This is a genomic window from Xanthomonas sp. LMG 12460, assembly GCF_009192895.1.
GTDB lineage: Bacteria > Pseudomonadota > Gammaproteobacteria > Xanthomonadales > Xanthomonadaceae > Xanthomonas_A > Xanthomonas_A sontii.
In genome coordinates, this window is record NZ_NKUH01000019.1 from 1 (window position 1) to 15737 (window position 15737).

Sequence of the window (15737 nt, forward strand, 5' to 3'; positions counted from 1 at the left end):
GGCGGGCCATGGTGCCAGCGTGATCGGCTGAGGTAGCCCAGCGGCCACCTCAGCCTCCCAACCACCACGATCAGGCGCCGCTCTGGTGCCGTTGCGACAGATGCTACCCCCTGGCTCCAGGTCGTGGCAGGTTGTTCGAGGTGCCCTGAAGTCGCTCCCACAGTTGGCTCCCACAACGCACCTGCGACGAGCGCGGCCAACGTTAAAAGCGGCTCTGCGCCCGACCACTGGCATTCCACGCAACACGCACACCGCCGCCCGGCCTTCCAGGCGGCGGCGTAGCGATCCCTCAGAGCTTCCCGGCGCCGGCCTTGGCCTTGACGTCCGCCGCCACCTTGTTCGCCGGCAGCAGCGAATAGGTGTACGGCGGGGTCCAGCCGATGTTGTTGTTCCACGAGCAGGTCAGCGCCTGGCCGTTGAGCAGCGAGCCGAAATCGCGGTAGACGCTGCCGCCGTAGTCGGCCGCGATCTTGTCGCAGCTGCTCACGCCGCTGATGTCGAAGACGTTGTTCTCGGAGAAGATCTTCGATTCCTTGCCGACGCCGTGCGCGTAGGAGAACGGATACACCGAATTGCTGGTGCTGCCCACGTGGTAGTTGTTGTACAGGTGCACCTGGCCGAAGCGCACCCGCGGCGCGCGCGCGGAGATGTTCTCGAACAGGGTGTTGTGGATGGTCACCTTGAGCTTGCCGCTGTCGGTGCTGGAGGCGCTGTCGCTGGAGCCGATCAGGTTGTTCTTCTCGTGCGACTTGAACACCGAGTACGACACGGTGACGTAGTTGGCGCCTTTCTTGATGTCCAGCGCGCCGTCGTGGTGCTGCTTGGGGCGGCCGTTGGCGGTGCCGTTCTGGTCGTCGGTGCGGCGGCCGTCGGTGAAGGTCACGTGGTCCACCCACACGTTGCTGGCGCCCTCGATGGTCATGCCGTCGTATTCGGAGTTCCAGTTGCCGGCGCTGCCGTCGTTCGGATCCCACACCGGTTGCGGATCCCATGGATTCTCGATGGTCAGGTTGCGCACGATCACGTCGTTGGCCTTGACGTAGAAGTAGCCCTCGCGGATCTCGGCGTTGCTGCCGACGCCGATCAGCGTGGTCTTGGTGGGCACATCCAGGCGCGCGCGGCTCTTCATGTCCGCGGTGGTGCTGTACGGCGTGCCTTCGCTGATGTCGATGATGCCGTTGACCTTGATGATGCGGCCGTTGCTGCCGGCACTGGCCTTCAGCGCGGCCTTCAGCTGCGCCGCGGTGCTGACGCTGTAGACGTCGGCCGCAGCGGCCTTGGAACCGCCCTTGGTGCCGCCGTTCTGCGTGGCCCAGCCGGTGCTGGCGACCTCCAGGCTGGCGTCGGCATGGGCGGCGCCGGCCAGGCCGGCCAGGCACAGGGCCAGGCCGAACGTGCGCAGCGGCGAGCGTGGCGATGAAGCGATGAGGGACTGCGTGGTCATCCTGGAAACCTCGTGAGCGTGCGTGGTTTGGACGCAGGCGCGCGCGCTCCGCAGCAGCGGAATGCACGGCGACGCCTGCGCGATCGCTGTCCCCTCGGACAACTGCGGGTCATGCCTTCGTGGGAGGCAGGCGCCGAAGAGGCGCGCACTGTAGGCAGCGCGTGGCACGTGTAAAGAGGCGTTGGAGAAACGCGCGATCCAACCGCACAATGTGTGAACCACGTCGCACGAATCGCCTGCGCGCGCCAGGGCGCCGCGGCACCATCGCTGCGGGACAACAACGCTGTCCCACCGACAGAAGGCGACATTGCGGAAGCCGCCTGCGACAGCGCAAAAACACCGAAAGCCGCAAACGGCAGGTGGCAGCCGCCGGGCCTCACCCATCGACACGCAGCACGCAGCACGCAGGTGCGCTTGCCACAACGAACACTGCCGGCGCCACCGCCGACCGCCTGCAGCGGCATCGCCAGGATCAGGTTGGGGAACGCATGCGGCGCAGTGCCGCCGCGCCGGGCGGGAGTAGGCCGGTATCACCTACCCCGGCGCTTGCGCCACCGCCTTCCGCATCCAGGCGGCGGCACTCGAACGAAACCGCACGCCGCCCGCGGCGGACGCGCAGGAGCTCAGGACATGCCGTCGAAGAACAGCTCGATCGCCATCACCAGCGCGTCCTCGCGGCCGTTCGCGGCCGGGTAGTAGCGCGGGCGGCGGCCGATCTCGTTGAAGCCTTCGCTGTGGTACAGGGCGATCGCATTGGGATTGGACGGCCGCACTTCCAGGAACACCCGGCGCGCGCCGAGGTCGACGCCGTACTTGATCAGCGCGCGCAGCAGCAGCCGGCCGTAGCCGCGCGACTGCCGCTCGGGCGCCACGCAGACGTTGAGGATGTGCGCCTCGTCGGCGGCGACGCTGATCACGCCGTAGCCGACGATCGTGCCCTCCTCCACCAGCACCCAGCCCGGATAACCGGCCTGCAGGCAGTCGCGGAAGATGCCGCGGGTCCAGGGGAACGGATAGGCGCGGCGCTCGATCTCCATCACCGCGTCCAGATCGGCCTCGCGCAAGGCGCGCAGCGTGGCCGTGGGCGCCGATGCCGAGCCCAGCGCGCTCATCGCGGCGCCCGCTTGCGCAGCGCGCGCAACTGCGGCCACAGCGCGCGTTTGGCCGCCGCATTGCCGCGCAGTTCGTCCAGCGGCCAGGTCGCCATCAGCGCCTGCGTGGCCGGATCGTTGGGGTTGAGTCCGGAGGCGCGCAGCAGGGCGATCTGCAGACGGTCGGGCAGGCGCAGCCCGACCCGGCGCGTACCTGCCGCGGGCGCCGCACGCGGCGCGTCCGGCTGCACCGCCGGTGCCGGGGGCGCAGGTGCGCGACGCCGCTCCGGTGCGTCGCCGGCCGGCATGTCGGCGGCATGGCCGCCACGCGGCGGCGCCGATGCCGATGGCGCGCGCTGCACCGGCGTCGCCGGCGACGGGACGGGCTCGGGCTCGACCACGGCCGCGGCATCCACATACACGGTGTAGCCCAACGCCTGCAGCCAGCCGACCTGTTCGGCCGACCACAACGGCACATGCATGGACGCGGGCTCGCTCATGCCGCGTCCGGCACCTTGCGCCAGCGCCGCCACAGCCACAGGCAGGGGCCGGACAGCGCGTACAGCACGCCGATCGCCAGCAGCGCCCGCGCCAGGTCGATGACCAGCACCGCCAGCACGATCGGCGCCAGCACCAGCATCAGGAACGGCACCCGGTCGGTGCGCGGGCCCTTCTCGCCACTGCCCTTGAAGCTCCAGAAGCGGATGCGGCTGACCATCAGCAGCGCCGCGGTCACGGTCAGACCCAGCGCCACGTAGCGCAGCTGTTCGCCGTCCCAGCCCAGCGAGCCGTCGGCGAAGGACCACACGAAGGCCATCATCAGCCCGGCCGCGGCCGGGCTGGCCAGGCCCACGAACCAGCGCTTGTCGACCGTGCCGACCTGGGTGTTGAAGCGGGCCAGGCGCAGCGCGGCGCAGGCCGCGTACAGGAACGCCGCCGACCAGCCGACCCGGCCGAGCATGCCGCCATCGAACTTCAGCGCCGACAACGACCAGTGGTACATCACCAGCGCCGGCGCCATGCCGAAGCTGACCAGGTCGGCCAGCGAGTCGTACTGCACGCCGAATTCGCTGCTGGTGCCGGTCAGCCGCGCCACGCGCCCGTCCAGCCCGTCCATCACCGCGGCCACGAACACCGCCACGCTGGCGTGCACGAACTGGCCGTTGGCGGCGGCGATGATGGCGTAGAAACCGGAGAACAGGCCGGCGGTGGTGAACAGGTTCGGCAGCAGGTAGATGGTGCGCGAACGGGGGGGCGGTCGGGATGGGTCCATCCCGCCAGTCTAATCGACTTGCCAGGCCCGTCGGCGGGTGCTGCAATCGGCGCTCCCGCCGCGCCCTGGAGACCGAGATGCGCGCCCTGCCCCGGTTTTGCTGCCTGCCCCTGCTCGCCGTCAGCGGCATGCTCGGCGCCACCACCCTGTACCAATGGAAGGACGCGCAGGGCGTCACCCACTATGCCGAGACCCCGCCCCCCGGCGGCAAGTACCAGGTGCGCAAGGTGGACACCCGTGGCGATGCCCCGACCGAGACGCCCGAGGCGGCCCCGGCCGAGAACGCCAGGTGCCTGACCGCGCGCAAGAACCTGGACATCCTCGACAAGCCCGGCAAGATCACCACCGACAGCGATGGCGACGGCAAGCCGGACGGGGAACTGGACGAATCCCAGCGCGGCGCGCAGAAGGCCCTGGCCGAGGCCGCGATCAAGGCCTACTGCACCCCGGCCGCCGTACCCGCCAAGTAAGCCGAACGCGCCCCGAACGCACGCGGCCGGCCGCGGGCGATGCCCGCAGCGCCGGCAATGACTGGCAAAATGGGCGACCCGCCGTCTGCGAAGCCCCTCGATGCGCCTTTCCCAGTTCCACCTGCACACCACCAAGGAAACCCCGGCCGACGCCGAACTGGTCAGCCACCAGTTGATGCTGCGCGCGGGCATGATCCGCAAGCTCGCCTCCGGCCTGTATACCTGGTCGCCGCTGGGCCTGCGCGTGCTGCGCAAGGTGGAAGCGGTGGTGCGCGAGGAAATGAACCGCGCCGGCGCGGTGGAAGTGCTGTTCCCGACCATCCAGCCGCGCGAGCTGTGGGATGCCACCGGGCGCTGGAGCAAGTTCGGCGGGCTGATGCTGCGCATGCAGGACCGCAAGGAACAGGACTATTGCTACAGCCCGACCGCCGAAGAGGCCGCCGCCGACTTCGCGCGGCAGGAGCTGAGCAGCTACAAGCAGTTGCCGGTCAACTTCTACCAGATCCAGACCAAGTTCCGCGACGAGATCCGCCCGCGCTTCGGGGTGATGCGCGCGCGCGAGTTCCTGATGAAGGACGCCTACTCGTTCCACATCAGCGACGAGGACCTGGCGCGCGAGTACGAGAACATGAAGGCGGCCTACACCCGCATCTTCACCCGCCTGGGACTGCAGTTCCGCGCGGTGCAGGCCGATTCCGGCGACATCGGCGGCGACGCCTCGCAGGAATTCCACGTGCTGGCCGCCTCCGGCGAGGATTCGCTGGCGTTCTCCACCGGCTCGGACTACGCGGCCAACGTCGAAGCCGCCGTCGCCGCGGCCCCGGCCCCGCGCCCGGCTGCCGGCGAGGAGCTGCGCAAGGTCGCCACGCCCACCCAGAAGACCTGCGAGGCGGTGGCCGAGCTGCTCGGCCTGCCGCTGCAGCGCACGGTCAAGTCGGTGGCGGTGATGGCCGGCGAGACCTTCGTGCTGGCGCTGGTGCGCGGCGATCACACGGTCAACGAGATCAAGCTGGGCAAGGTCGCCGGCCTGGCCGGCTACCGCATGGCCAGCGAGGCCGAGATCCTCGCGCACCTGGGCAGCGAGCCGGGCTTCCTCGGCCCGCTGGGTCCGCGCCAGCCGATCCGCGTGGTCGCCGACCGCGACGTGGCGGCGCTGGCCGACTTCGTCGTCGGCGCCAACGAACGCGGCTTCCACCTGGCCGGGGTCAACTGGGGCCGCGACCTGCCGGAACCGGACGCCGTCGCCGACCTGCGCAACGTGGTCGAGGGCGAGCGCGCCCACGACGGCGGCGAGATCCGCCTGGCCCGCGGTATCGAGGTCGGCCATGTGTTCCAGCTCGGCCGCCAGTACGCGCAGGCGCTGGACGCCACCGTGGTGGACGAGAACGGCAAGACCGTGACGCTGGCGATGGGCTGCTACGGCATCGGCATTTCCCGCATCGTCGCTGCGGCGATCGAGCAGAACCACGACGACGCCGGCATCCGCTGGCCGCAGCCGATGGCGCCGTGGACGGTGGCGGTGTGCGTGATCAATCCCAAGCGCGACCCGGCGGTCGACGCCGCCGGCGAGGCATTGCTGTCGGAGCTGCAGCAAACCGGGCTGGATGCGGTGCTGGACGACCGCGGCCTGCGCCCCGGCGCGATGTTCGCCGATATCGAATTGATCGGCGTTCCGCACCGGGTGGTGGTCTCGGAGCGGGGCCTGGCCGCCGGCACCTTCGAATATCGCGCGCGCAGCGGCGGCGATGCCGAACACCTGGATCGAACCGCCTTGCTGGCACGCCTGCAGGCGTGACGAAAGGGGCCGGGAGGATATCCCGGCCCTTTTTCTTTACGCCGCCGTCACGCCTTATGAGGGAAACCAGAGCGGTCTGTTTTCAATTGATTACGGCCGCCAGGGATCCATAAGGACATATTCCCACGGCATTGCGACCGAAAATACCCGCCGCGAATTAAGCAGGGTATTTGTCAATCCGATAAAGCATCATTATGATCCTGCGCTAGCCAGGGAATGGCGGAAGCCACCACCCATTTTCCGGAGTAAAGATGACCATCGATCTCAGTGGCCTGTCGGCCAAGCAGTTGGGCGCCCTCATCAAGACCGCCAAGAAGCAGCAGTCCATCGTCGCCAAGCGCACCCCCATCGCCAAGGTCCGCACCCAGCTGGCGCGCCTGGCCAAGAGCCACGGCTACAGCATCGAGGAAGTCTTCGGCGGCGCCCCCGCCGCGCGCGGCCGCAAGGCCGGCAAGCCGGGTCCGAAGCCGGGCCGCAAACTGGGCAAGGTTCCGCCGAAATACCGCAACCCCGCCAATGCCGCCGAAACCTGGACCGGCCGCGGCAAGCAGCCGCGCTGGCTGGCCGATCTGGTCGCCAAGGGCAAGAAGGTCGACGATTTCCTGATCGCCGGCGGCGCCGCCAAATCCGCCGCGCCGGCCAAGAAGACCGCCAAGAAGGCGGTCAAGCGCGTCGCCAAGAAGGCCAGCAAGAGCGCTGCGCCGAAGGCCTGATCCGCCACCGCAACCGCAGTCGAAACGCCGGCGCATGCCGGCGTTTTTTATTGCCGCATTCAAAGATTCTTGCGCGCCGGCACCAACAGATTGCCGAACAGCAGGCCGGCGACCAGCGCCATCACGATATTGGTCACCGTCAGCAGCGCCGATTGCCCGCCGAGCACGTCCTGCTGCTGGACTAGGGTCAACAGCCCGCGCAAGCTGGCACTCCCGGGCACCAGCATGATGATGCCCGGCAACCGGACCAGCGCACCCGGCCGGTGCACGATGCGTCCGAACAGATTGCCGGCCGCGGTCAATACCATCGCCGACAGGAAGATGCCGACCGGGCTGCCCCAGGCGTCGCCGGCGAAACGCGCGATCGCGTAGCCGGCCACCGATGCCGCCATCACGAACGGATAATCGCGCAGGCTGGCCTTGAACAGCAGTGCGAACGCGTAGGCGGCCACCAGCAGCGAGGCCCATTCCACCCAGCCGTGCTGCGGCCGCGACGCCCGCACCATCGGCTCCAGGCCGAGCAGTTGCGCCAGGGTCACCGCGATCACCGCGCCGACGGTCAGCTTGACGATGGTGGTGACCGCGCCGGCGAAGCGCGCCGTGCCCGAGACCCAGTGCTGGCTGGTGAGTTCGTTGACCGCATTGGTCAGCGCCATACCCGGCAGCAGCACCACCAGCGAGGCGATGATCACCGTATTGAGATTCAGCGGCGCCACGAAACTGGCCACCAGGGTCGCGACGAAACCGGCCAGCAACGCCGCCAGCGCGTCGTTGGCTTCTTTGGTGGCCGGGCGTTTGTCGGTGAGCTGGGTGAGCACGCCGATCAGCAGGCCGATGGCGGTGGCGGTGGCGATGTCCAGCCACGGCAGGCGCCACAACCCGGCCACGCCGGCCGCGGCCAGGCCGAAGCCGAGCACCTGCATCGCCATCCAGCGCCGCCCCGGCGGCTGGTCCAGCTGGCGCAGCGCGGTGTGGCCCTGGGCCACGCTCATGCGCCCGCTGGCCACGTCGTCGGCGATGCGGTCGGCGACGCTGAGCTTGTGCAGGTCGTTGTCGCCCGGCGCCAGCCGCACCACGCGGGTGATGTCGCTGGAGCCGATCGCCTTGGTCGGGTCGCTGAAGCTGAGGATCAGCCCGGTCGGGTTGGACCACGGTTCGCAGTCCAGGTCCAACTGCTGCGCCAGCGCCACCACTGCCGCCTCCAGCCGCTGCGCGGTGGTGCCATAGGTGTGCAGTCGCCCGGCGATGTCGGAGACGAAGGCGATGCGCTGCGCGTAGGTCGCGTTGGCGGAGGGACTGACGGTGGGAGCGGCGGGCATGTCGGCTAGTATGGCGCGAACGCCGCGCCCGGCCACCCCGTCGCGATCACCACATCTGCAACACGGGCGAAACAGGTATGCTCGCGCACCGGACGCCCCCATGATCGAACCGCAACCGCCCAAACTCAGCCAGGACGACCGAGACCCCTCGCGGGTGCGGCTGACCGGCAGTTGGACCCTGGCCACGGCCCTGGCGTCCTCGGAAGTGCTGCGCGGGATGCCGGCCGGCACCACCGGCATCGACGCCAGCGGCATCGGCCAGCTGGATTCGGCCGGGGTGCTGCAACTGATGCGCTACGCCACCCGCAACGGCATCGCCCACGAGGCGCTGGATTTCCGCCAGGATCACCGCGCGCTGGTCTCGACCATCGAGGACGTGGCCGACGACCGCCCCAAGCGCAAGCGCGACTACGGCTTCGCCGCGGCGCTGGAACGCCTGGGCTACGCGGTGCACCGCAACGGCAAGGAAATCGTCGCCCTGGTCGGCTTCCTCGGCGAGACCCTGGTCAAGCTGCTGCGGCTGCTGCACGCGCCGCGCCGGTTCCGCCTGACCGCCACCGTGCACCACATGGAACAGGTCGGCCTGGACGCGGTGCCGCTAGTGGCGCTGCTGTCGTATCTGGTCGGCGCGGTGATCGCCTTCCTCGGCTCCACGATCCTGCGCGACTTCGGCGCCGAGATCTACGTGGTGGAACTGGTCAGCATCGCCTTCCTGCGCGAGTTCGCGGTGCTGCTGACCGCGATCGTGCTGGCCGGGCGCACCGCCAGCGCGTTCACCGCGCAGATCGGCGCGATGAAGGCGCGCGAGGAGGTCGACGCGATCCAGACCCTGGGCCTGGACCCGATGGATCTGCTGGTGATCCCGCGGCTGGTGGCGCTGCTGCTGATGCTGCCGCTGCTGACCTTCGTGGCGATGATCGCCGGCCTGGCCGGCGGCGTCACCGTCGGCGCCTTCGACCTGGGCATCCCGCCGCAGATGTACCTGGCGCGCATGCACGACACCATCCAGATCCGGCACATGCTGGTGGGTCTGTCCAAGGCGCCGATCTTCGCCATCGTGATCGGCCTGATCGGCTGCCTGGAGGGACTGCGCGTGGAAGGCACCGCGCAGTCCGTCGGCGAGCGCACCACCTCCAGCGTGGTGCAGACGATCTCGCTGGTGATCATCATCGACGCGATCGCCGCGCTGTGGTTCATGAACATGGGGTGGTGACGTGAAGCCGGGAATCGGGAGTGGGAAATCGGGAATGGGAAAAGCTGGCGGCGTCCGCGACGCTGGCCAGGAGTGCACGCTTTGACCATTCCCGATTCCCCACTCCCGAACCCCGAGCAAGACCTCGCCATCTCCGTGCGCGGCCTGGTCAATCGCTTCGGCAGCCAGACCGTGCACGAGGAGCTGGACCTGGACGTGCGCCGCGGCGAGATCCTCGGCGTGGTCGGCGGATCGGGGACCGGCAAGTCGGTGCTGATGCGCACCATCCTCGGCCTGCGCGAGCCCGATGCCGGCAAGATCCAGGTGCTCGGCGTGGATACCGATTCCGGCCGCCGCGCCGATCGCCTGCACGTGGAGCGCAACACCGGCGTGCTGTTCCAGGACGGCGCGCTGTTCTCCTCGCTGACCGTCGGCGAGAACGTGCAGGTGCCGCTGAAGGAGCATTTCGGCGAACTGCCCGACAGCTGGCACTACGAGCTGGCGCTGCTGAAGGTGAAGCTGGCCGGCCTGCCCGCCGATGCATTGAACAAGCTGCCCTCGCAGCTGTCCGGCGGCATGCGCAAGCGCGCCGGGCTGGCGCGTGCGCTGGCGCTGGACCCGCCCCTGTTGTTTCTGGACGAACCCACCGCCGGGCTGGACCCGATCGGCGCGGCCGCCTTCGACCGGCTGATCCGCACCCTGCAGGAAGCGCTGGGCCTGACCGTGTTCCTCATCACCCACGATCTGGACACCTTGTACGCTATCTGCGACCGCGTGGCGGTGCTGGCCGACCGCAAGGTCATCGCCAACGCGCCGCTGGCCGAGATCGAGCACGTGGATCATCCGTGGATCCAAGAATATTTCCACGGCCCGCGCGCCCGCGCCGCGCGCGATGCCAAGACCGCCTGGACCGAGACCCCCTGAGCCCATGGAAACCAAAGCCAATTACGTGCTGATCGGCGCCTTCACCATCGTGGTGGGGATCGCGCTGCTGCTGTTCGGACTCTGGGCCGCCAAGTACTCCTCCGACCGCACCTGGCAGGAGTACCGCGTGGTGTTCCGCGAGGCGGTGACCGGCCTGTCGGTCGGCAGCCCGGTGCAGTACAACGGCATCGCGGTGGGCTCGATCACCGAGCTGACCCTGGCGCCGAACGATCCGCGCCAGGTGGTGGCGCGGATCCGGGTCAACTCGACCACGCCGATCAAGAGCGACACCCGCGCCAAGCTGGGCATCACCAGCCTGACCGGCCCGTCGATCATCCAGCTCTCCGGCGGCACCCCGGAAGCGCCGTCGCTGACCTCGATCGACAACAGCGACGCGCCGATCATCCAGACCACGCCCTCGGCGCTGCAGAACATCACCGACACCGCCAACCGCATCGTCGAGCGCCTGGACGAGGTGCTCAGCGACCGCAACGTCGCCAGCATCACCGCCACCCTGCACAACCTGGAAACCATCAGCGGCGGCCTGGCCGACCGCGACCAGGGCATGCAGTCGCTGATCGTCAGCGCGCGCGATGCGGCGCGCAACCTGGACACCACGCTCAAGACCACCAACGGCACCATCCAGCGCCTGGACCAGAACCTGGTGCAGCAGTTGCCGCCGATCCTGGACAAGCTGGAGGACACGCTGAGCAAGCTGGATTCGGCCGCCGGCAATGCCGACAAGATCCTTGGCGAGAACCGCTCGGCGATCAACAGCTTCGCCAACGACGGCCTCGGCCAGCTCGGCCCGACCCTGACTGAACTGCGCGGCCTGATCCGCGACCTGCGCCGGGTCAGCGACCGCCTGGACAACAACCCCGCGCGCTACCTGCTCGGCCGCGACGCCCCGAAGGAGTTCAAACCCAAATGAAGCCGATGCGCGCCTTCCTCCTGCTCGCCGTGCCGGCCCTGCTGCTGACCGGCTGTTCGCTGCCCGGCGGCAACAAGGAGCCGGTGACGATCTACGCGCCGGACGTGCGGGTCACCGCCGACCCGGCCTGGCCGCAGGTGAGCTGGCAACTGGCGCTGACCAAGCCCAGCGCCGCGCGCGTGGTCGACAGTTCGCGCATCGCGGTGCGGCCGACGCCCGACGAACTGCAGGTATATGGCGGCGTCAGCTGGGCGCAACCGGCCACCGACATGCTCGAGGACATGCTGCTGCGCGCATTCGAGGATTCCGGGCGCATTCCCGGCGTGGCCCGGCTCGGCACCGGCATCCGCGCCGACTACAAGCTGCTGCTGGACCTGCGCCGTTTCGAATCGGACTACGCCGGGCGCGCGGTGCCGTCGGCGACCATCGAGCTCAATGCCAAGCTGCTGTACAGCGCCGACCAGCGCGTGGTCGCCTCGCGCACCTTCCTGGTGACCCAGCCTGCCGCCGGCACAGCCGAATCGCAGGTGGTCGACGCCTTCGGCCAGGCCATGTCGCACCTGGGCCACGACGTGGTCGGCTGGACCCTGCAGCAGGGCCAGGCCGACGCCGCCACCGCGCTCGCTCCTGCTACCCCGGCTGTGCGTTCCCCACCACGAAAATAGCGAGCGCACCGGATGAACGCAAGCTGTCTTACCAGTTACGTCTCGAGGTAAGCGCCGGCGACGAGTGTGCCGTAGCAGAAAGTTAGACGCAGCCATTGAATGGAACGCAAACTAGTCGACTTATCGAAGTGACGAAGGGGTGATAAAATCCCGCCGCGGACATGAGTTCGCAAGGAGTATAAAAGGATCTTTAATGAAAATTAAGATGTTGATGAGCTGCCTCTTCTTGAGTGCTGCAGGCTCATTCGCTTCGCCTGCCATAGCGCAGAGTTTGGTGCAGATGCCCGATATCCCGGCAACAGCAAAGCTCGGAACGAACGCGAGTACGATGGCCATCCCCGATGGAGTCCAACTTGTTGAACTCTATCGTTATTACAACTCGAAAGATCGAAATCACTGGTCGGGCAGGAGCATGCCCGAAAATTGGGAAAAACTGGGCTGGCGATATGAAGGCAGCCTAGGCTTTATTTCCTATACGCCATTCTCTGGCGGCCATGCACTTTACAACTGCTTTATTGCCGGCGGCCATGATTTCTTCACATCCCCCGACCCGAATTGCGAGGGAAAGAATCTGTCCACATTCATGCCCATCCTGGGATATGTTGCCGACACCCAAATTCCAGGCACCGTCCCCCTCTATCGCTGCATGCGGGGTTATACCCCCACGCGCGCAGATCATTTCGACACCCTGAGCTCGGTTTGTGAGAACGTACCAAACAAAGCGATGGATGGCGTGATCGGATACGTCTTCCTCTGACCTGTTTAAATCTTGACCGTCCTTGCGGACGGTCAAGATTGCTGTTCTTTACGTCGCGCGTTTAAGAAGTAGCTTCCGATCTAGACACTAGTCCTCAGTAACTAGCGATCCGGCGGAACGTCAGGTTGATCCGCTCGCCGACCGGCTTGGCGGTGCGCGGCAGGGCATGCCGATACAGGCGCTGGGTGTCGCCCGCCATCAACAGCAGTCCTCCGACGGTCAGCTCCAGCGCCTGGCGCAGCGCCGGCTGCTGGCGGTGGCGCAGCACGAAGCGGCGCGTCGCGCCCAGGCTGAGCGAGGCGATCACCGGGGCCGGACCGAGCTCGCGCTCGTCGTCGCTGTGCCAGCCCATGGCGTCACGGCCGTCGCGGTAGCGGTTGGCGAGCACGCTGTTGAACGCCACCCCGGTCTCGGCCGCCAGCCGCGCCCGCAGCGGCAGCAGCGCCGCGGGCCACGGGTGCGGCGCGAAGCGGGTGCCGGAATAGCGGTAGCTGGCGTCGGCATCGCCGATCCAGCAGCTCAGCCGCGGCGAATCGACCAGCTTGCCGAACAGGCGGATCCGGTGCACCTCCCACGGCACCTCGCGCAGCAACTGCGCGTACAACGCCGCCGCCGCGGCCGGGTCCAGCCACTCGGGATACCAGCGCAGATCGGCGCCGGGCAGGTCCAGTTCCATCGCGCCACGCTAGCATGCCGGCCGCCACCATACGCTGGCGTGCGGAATTTGCCCCTTCACGCACAAACCCTGAAAATGCGGGCAGCCAGAACGAGCCAACGGGAGCGCAGCAGATGACGGGAACCGAGGGCGGCGCCAACGCGCCGCAGCCAGTGGAGCGCGACGTCATGGAATACGACGTCGTCACCGTCGGCGCGGGCCCGGCCGGGTTGGCGTTCGCGATCCGGCTCAAGCAGCTCAATCCCGACCTCTCGGTCTGCGTGATCGAGAAGGCCAGCACCATCGGCGCGCACATCCTGTCCGGCGCGGTCATCGAACCGGCGCCGCTGGACGCGCTGTTGCCGGGCTGGCGCGACAACCCGCCGCCGATCTGCGTGCCGGCGGCCGAGGACGAGTTCTGGTACCTGAGCAAGGACGGCGGGCACAAGTTTCCGATGGTCCCGCCGGGCATGCGCAACCACGGCAACTTCATCGTCAGCCTCGGCGCCCTGTGCGCCTGGCTGGCGCCGCAGGCCGAAGCGCTGGGCGTGGAGATCTACCCCGGCTTCGCCGCCGCCGAGACCCTGCACGCCGAGGACGGCACGGTGCTGGGCGTGCGCATCGGCGACATGGGCGTGGCCAAGGATGGAGCGCACAAGCCGGGCTACACCGCCGGCATCGACATCCGCGCCAAGGTCACGGTGCTGGCCGAAGGCGCGCGCGGACACCTGACCAAGCGCCTGATCGCGCGCTTCGCGCTCGACGCCGGCCACGATCCGCAAGCGTTCTCGATCGGCATCAAGGAGCTGTGGCAGTTGCCCGCGGGCCGCCTCAGCCCCGGCAAGATCGTGCACACCCTGGGCTGGCCGGCCGACAGCAAGACCTATGGCGGCAGCTTCCTGTACCACCTGGAGAACAACCAGGTGGCGCTGGGCTACGTCAGCGGCCTGGACTACCGCGACCCCGAGTACCGGCCGTGGGAAGCCTTCCAGCAGTGGAAGAACCACCCGATGATGAAGTCGCTGCTGGACGGCGGCACCATCCTCTCGGCCGGCGCGCGCGCCATCGCCAGCGGCGGCTGGCAGTCGCTGCCGAAGGTGGAGATGCCCGGCGCGCTGCTCATCGGCGACACCGCCGGCCTGCTCAACGTGCCCAAGATCAAGGGCACCCACCAGGCGATCCGCAGCGGCATGCTCGCCGCCGAACACCTCGCCACCGGTGCCGCGCTGGACCCGGCCGGCTTCGACGCGCGCCTGCGCAACTCCGAAGTGATGGCCGAGCTCCGTCAGGTACGCAACATCAAGCCCGGCTTCAAGAAGGGCCTGTGGTTCGGCCTGCTCAACGGCGCCTGGGAAACCCTGGTCAAGGGCGCCTCGCCGTGGACGCTGAAGGTCGGTGCCGACTGGAAGAGCCTGGACCGGCTGGGCGAGCACGAGCAACCCAAGCGCGACTACGTGCAGCGCGAGCTGGCCCCGCGCGACCGCCTGCAGGGCGTGTACTTCGCCGCCACCGAGCACGACGAGGACCAGCCGGTGCACCTGCACGTGCTCGACCCGCAGATCTGCGTGACCCGCTGCACCGAGGAATACGGCAACCCCTGCACGCGCTTCTGCCCGGCGGCGGTGTACGAGATCGTCGACGACGCGGCCGGCAAGCGCCTGCAGATCAACGCCGCCAACTGCGTGCACTGCAAGACCTGCGATATCAAGGATCCCTACGCGATCATCGACTGGGTGACGCCGGAAGGCGGCTCCGGGCCGAACTACCAGAACCTGTGAGCGCATGTCGTCTGCGACGCGATGTCGCAGAGCGGCATTTACTCACGTGCTGCGCTTATGCGCTCATTGAGAAAGGGGCAGTAATTTCGCCTCCCATTTAGGCAAGGCGAAACGGCACGCCGGTCTTGGCGAGCAGTTCGGCCTCGTCCACGCCCTCGGCGGTCTCGACCAGCACCAGGCCGCTGTCGGTGACGTCGAACACGGCCAGGTCGGTGATGATGCGGTCGACCACGCCGACACCGGTCAGCGGCAGGTCGCAAGCCGGCAGGATCTTGTGACTGCCGTCCTTGGCCACGTGTTCCATCAGCACGACCACGCGCTTGACCCCGGCCACCAGGTCCATCGCGCCGCCCATGCCCTTGACCATCTTGCCTGGCACCATCCAGTTGGCCAGGTCGCCCTTCTCGCTGACCTGCATCGCGCCGAGGATGGCCAGGTCGATATGGCCGCCGCGGATCATCGCGAAGGAATCGTGGCTGCCGAAGTAGCTGGCGCCGGCGCGGGCGGTGACGGTCTGCTTGCCGGCGTTGATCAGGTCGGCGTCGACCTCGTCCTCGGTCGGGAACGGGCCGATGCCGAGCAGGCCATTCTCCGATTGCAGCCACACGTCCACGCCCTCGGGAATGTGGTTGGCGACCAGGGTCGGCAGGCCGATGCCCAGGTTCACGTAGGCGCCGTCGGTGAGTTCGCGGGCGGCGCGCTGCGCCATGTCGTCGCGGGTCCAGGCCAT

16 protein-coding genes are annotated in these 15737 nt (G+C 68.3%); 9 read left to right on the plus strand and 7 right to left on the minus strand.

Features of this window, described 5'->3' with window-relative positions:
- Positions 1–289: 289 nt before the first annotated feature.
- The 4 genes from CEK66_RS04170 to pssA form a co-directional block, all read right to left on the minus strand.
- Positions 290–1444 carry a pectate lyase gene (locus CEK66_RS04170; RefSeq protein ID WP_017916640.1) on the minus strand — a complete coding sequence of 385 codons (1155 nt, stop codon included), beginning with the start codon at positions 1442–1444 and terminating at the stop codon, positions 290–292.
- A 623-nt stretch (positions 1445–2067) separates the two neighbouring features.
- Positions 2068–2556, minus strand: a complete 489-nt coding sequence (gene rimI, locus CEK66_RS04175; protein ID WP_017907927.1) for a ribosomal protein S18-alanine N-acetyltransferase — start codon at positions 2554–2556, stop codon at positions 2068–2070.
- Positions 2553–3017, minus strand: a complete 465-nt coding sequence (locus CEK66_RS04180) for an alanine acetyltransferase (protein ID WP_193312572.1) — start codon at positions 3015–3017, stop codon at positions 2553–2555. Before CEK66_RS04180 ends, rimI begins: the two co-directional genes overlap by 4 nt.
- A 14-nt stretch (positions 3018–3031) precedes the next feature.
- Positions 3032–3808: a CDP-diacylglycerol--serine O-phosphatidyltransferase gene (gene pssA / locus CEK66_RS04185; protein WP_010340188.1), complete on the minus strand. Its 777-nt coding sequence runs from the start codon at positions 3806–3808 to the stop codon at positions 3032–3034.
- Between the two features lie 77 nt (positions 3809–3885).
- Between pssA and CEK66_RS04190 the strand changes: the two genes are divergently transcribed.
- The 3 genes from CEK66_RS04190 to CEK66_RS04200 all read left to right on the plus strand — a co-directional run bounded on the left by CEK66_RS04190 (position 3886) and on the right by CEK66_RS04200 (position 6786).
- Positions 3886–4278 carry a DUF4124 domain-containing protein gene (locus CEK66_RS04190; RefSeq protein WP_043093277.1) on the plus strand — a complete coding sequence of 131 codons (393 nt, stop codon included), beginning with the start codon at positions 3886–3888 and terminating at the stop codon, positions 4276–4278.
- A 100-nt stretch (positions 4279–4378) separates the two neighbouring features.
- Complete coding sequence (locus tag CEK66_RS04195) at positions 4379–6073, plus strand: proline--tRNA ligase (RefSeq protein ID WP_043093279.1); 1695 nt, start codon at positions 4379–4381, stop codon at positions 6071–6073.
- A 251-nt stretch (positions 6074–6324) separates the two neighbouring features.
- Positions 6325–6786, plus strand: coding sequence for an H-NS histone family protein (locus CEK66_RS04200; RefSeq protein ID WP_017907458.1), 462 nt, complete (start codon positions 6325–6327; stop codon positions 6784–6786).
- Positions 6787–6845: 59 nt separating this feature from the next.
- Here CEK66_RS04200 and CEK66_RS04205 read toward each other — a convergent pair whose 3' ends face one another.
- The gene (locus CEK66_RS04205) at positions 6846–8105 is read right to left on the minus strand and encodes a threonine/serine exporter family protein (protein WP_043093281.1); all 1260 of its coding nucleotides are present in this window, start codon (positions 8103–8105) and stop codon (positions 6846–6848) included.
- 100 nt (positions 8106–8205) lie between these two features.
- On the opposite strand from CEK66_RS04205, the gene CEK66_RS04210 reads away from it, so the two are divergent.
- The 5 genes from CEK66_RS04210 (at position 8206) to CEK66_RS04230 (ending at position 12574) form a co-directional block, all read left to right on the plus strand.
- Positions 8206–9318, plus strand: a complete 1113-nt coding sequence (locus CEK66_RS04210) for an ABC transporter permease (RefSeq protein WP_010340194.1) — start codon at positions 8206–8208, stop codon at positions 9316–9318.
- Between the two features lie 81 nt (positions 9319–9399).
- On the plus strand, positions 9400–10221 hold the full coding sequence (locus tag CEK66_RS04215; RefSeq protein WP_152236044.1) for an ABC transporter ATP-binding protein: 822 nt from the start codon (positions 9400–9402) through the stop codon (positions 10219–10221).
- Positions 10222–10225: 4 nt separating this feature from the next.
- The gene (locus CEK66_RS04220; protein WP_043093283.1) at positions 10226–11152 is read left to right on the plus strand and encodes an MlaD family protein; all 927 of its coding nucleotides are present in this window, start codon (positions 10226–10228) and stop codon (positions 11150–11152) included.
- Positions 11149–11817 carry an ABC-type transport auxiliary lipoprotein family protein gene (locus CEK66_RS04225; protein WP_152236045.1) on the plus strand — a complete coding sequence of 223 codons (669 nt, stop codon included), beginning with the start codon at positions 11149–11151 and terminating at the stop codon, positions 11815–11817. Before CEK66_RS04220 ends, CEK66_RS04225 begins: the two co-directional genes overlap by 4 nt.
- A 193-nt stretch (positions 11818–12010) precedes the next feature.
- Positions 12011–12574 carry a hypothetical protein gene (locus tag CEK66_RS04230; RefSeq protein WP_152236046.1) on the plus strand — a complete coding sequence of 188 codons (564 nt, stop codon included), beginning with the start codon at positions 12011–12013 and terminating at the stop codon, positions 12572–12574.
- A 94-nt stretch (positions 12575–12668) separates the two neighbouring features.
- Here CEK66_RS04230 and CEK66_RS04235 read toward each other — a convergent pair whose 3' ends face one another.
- Positions 12669–13250: an alpha-ketoglutarate-dependent dioxygenase AlkB gene (locus CEK66_RS04235; RefSeq protein ID WP_152236047.1), complete on the minus strand. Its 582-nt coding sequence runs from the start codon at positions 13248–13250 to the stop codon at positions 12669–12671.
- A gap of 113 nt (positions 13251–13363) precedes the next feature.
- On the opposite strand from CEK66_RS04235, the gene CEK66_RS04240 reads away from it, so the two are divergent.
- Positions 13364–15007, plus strand: coding sequence for an electron transfer flavoprotein-ubiquinone oxidoreductase (locus CEK66_RS04240; protein ID WP_152236048.1), 1644 nt, complete (start codon positions 13364–13366; stop codon positions 15005–15007).
- 97 nt (positions 15008–15104) lie between these two features.
- Here CEK66_RS04240 and CEK66_RS04245 read toward each other — a convergent pair whose 3' ends face one another.
- Positions 15105–15737 (minus strand): CoA transferase subunit B, encoded by a 633-nt coding sequence (locus tag CEK66_RS04245; RefSeq protein ID WP_152236049.1) that lies wholly within the window; start codon positions 15735–15737, stop codon positions 15105–15107.

What these genes read in the sequence shown, in the direction of transcription:
- CEK66_RS04230 (WP_152236046.1), top strand. Translation starts at nt 12,011, where the DNA reads ATGAAAATTAAGATGTTGATGAGCTGCCTCTTCTTGAGTGCTGCAGGC.
- CEK66_RS04235 (WP_152236047.1), bottom strand. Translation starts at nt 13,250, where the DNA reads ATGGAACTGGACCTGCCCGGCGCCGATCTGCGCTGGTATCCCGAGTGG.
- rimI (WP_017907927.1), bottom strand. Translation starts at nt 2,556, where the DNA reads ATGAGCGCGCTGGGCTCGGCATCGGCGCCCACGGCCACGCTGCGCGCC.
- CEK66_RS04220 (WP_043093283.1), top strand. Translation starts at nt 10,226, where the DNA reads ATGGAAACCAAAGCCAATTACGTGCTGATCGGCGCCTTCACCATCGTG.
- CEK66_RS04245 (WP_152236049.1), bottom strand. Translation starts at nt 15,737, where the DNA reads ATGGCCTGGACCCGCGACGACATGGCGCAGCGCGCCGCCCGCGAACTC.
- CEK66_RS04190 (WP_043093277.1), top strand. Translation starts at nt 3,886, where the DNA reads ATGCGCGCCCTGCCCCGGTTTTGCTGCCTGCCCCTGCTCGCCGTCAGC.
- pssA (WP_010340188.1), bottom strand. Translation starts at nt 3,808, where the DNA reads ATGGACCCATCCCGACCGCCCCCCCGTTCGCGCACCATCTACCTGCTG.
- CEK66_RS04170 (WP_017916640.1), bottom strand. Translation starts at nt 1,444, where the DNA reads ATGACCACGCAGTCCCTCATCGCTTCATCGCCACGCTCGCCGCTGCGC.
- CEK66_RS04195 (WP_043093279.1), top strand. Translation starts at nt 4,379, where the DNA reads ATGCGCCTTTCCCAGTTCCACCTGCACACCACCAAGGAAACCCCGGCC.
- CEK66_RS04180 (WP_193312572.1), bottom strand. Translation starts at nt 3,017, where the DNA reads ATGCATGTGCCGTTGTGGTCGGCCGAACAGGTCGGCTGGCTGCAGGCG.
- CEK66_RS04205 (WP_043093281.1), bottom strand. Translation starts at nt 8,105, where the DNA reads ATGCCCGCCGCTCCCACCGTCAGTCCCTCCGCCAACGCGACCTACGCG.
- CEK66_RS04210 (WP_010340194.1), top strand. Translation starts at nt 8,206, where the DNA reads ATGATCGAACCGCAACCGCCCAAACTCAGCCAGGACGACCGAGACCCC.
- CEK66_RS04200 (WP_017907458.1), top strand. Translation starts at nt 6,325, where the DNA reads ATGACCATCGATCTCAGTGGCCTGTCGGCCAAGCAGTTGGGCGCCCTC.
- CEK66_RS04240 (WP_152236048.1), top strand. Translation starts at nt 13,364, where the DNA reads ATGACGGGAACCGAGGGCGGCGCCAACGCGCCGCAGCCAGTGGAGCGC.
- CEK66_RS04225 (WP_152236045.1), top strand. Translation starts at nt 11,149, where the DNA reads ATGAAGCCGATGCGCGCCTTCCTCCTGCTCGCCGTGCCGGCCCTGCTG.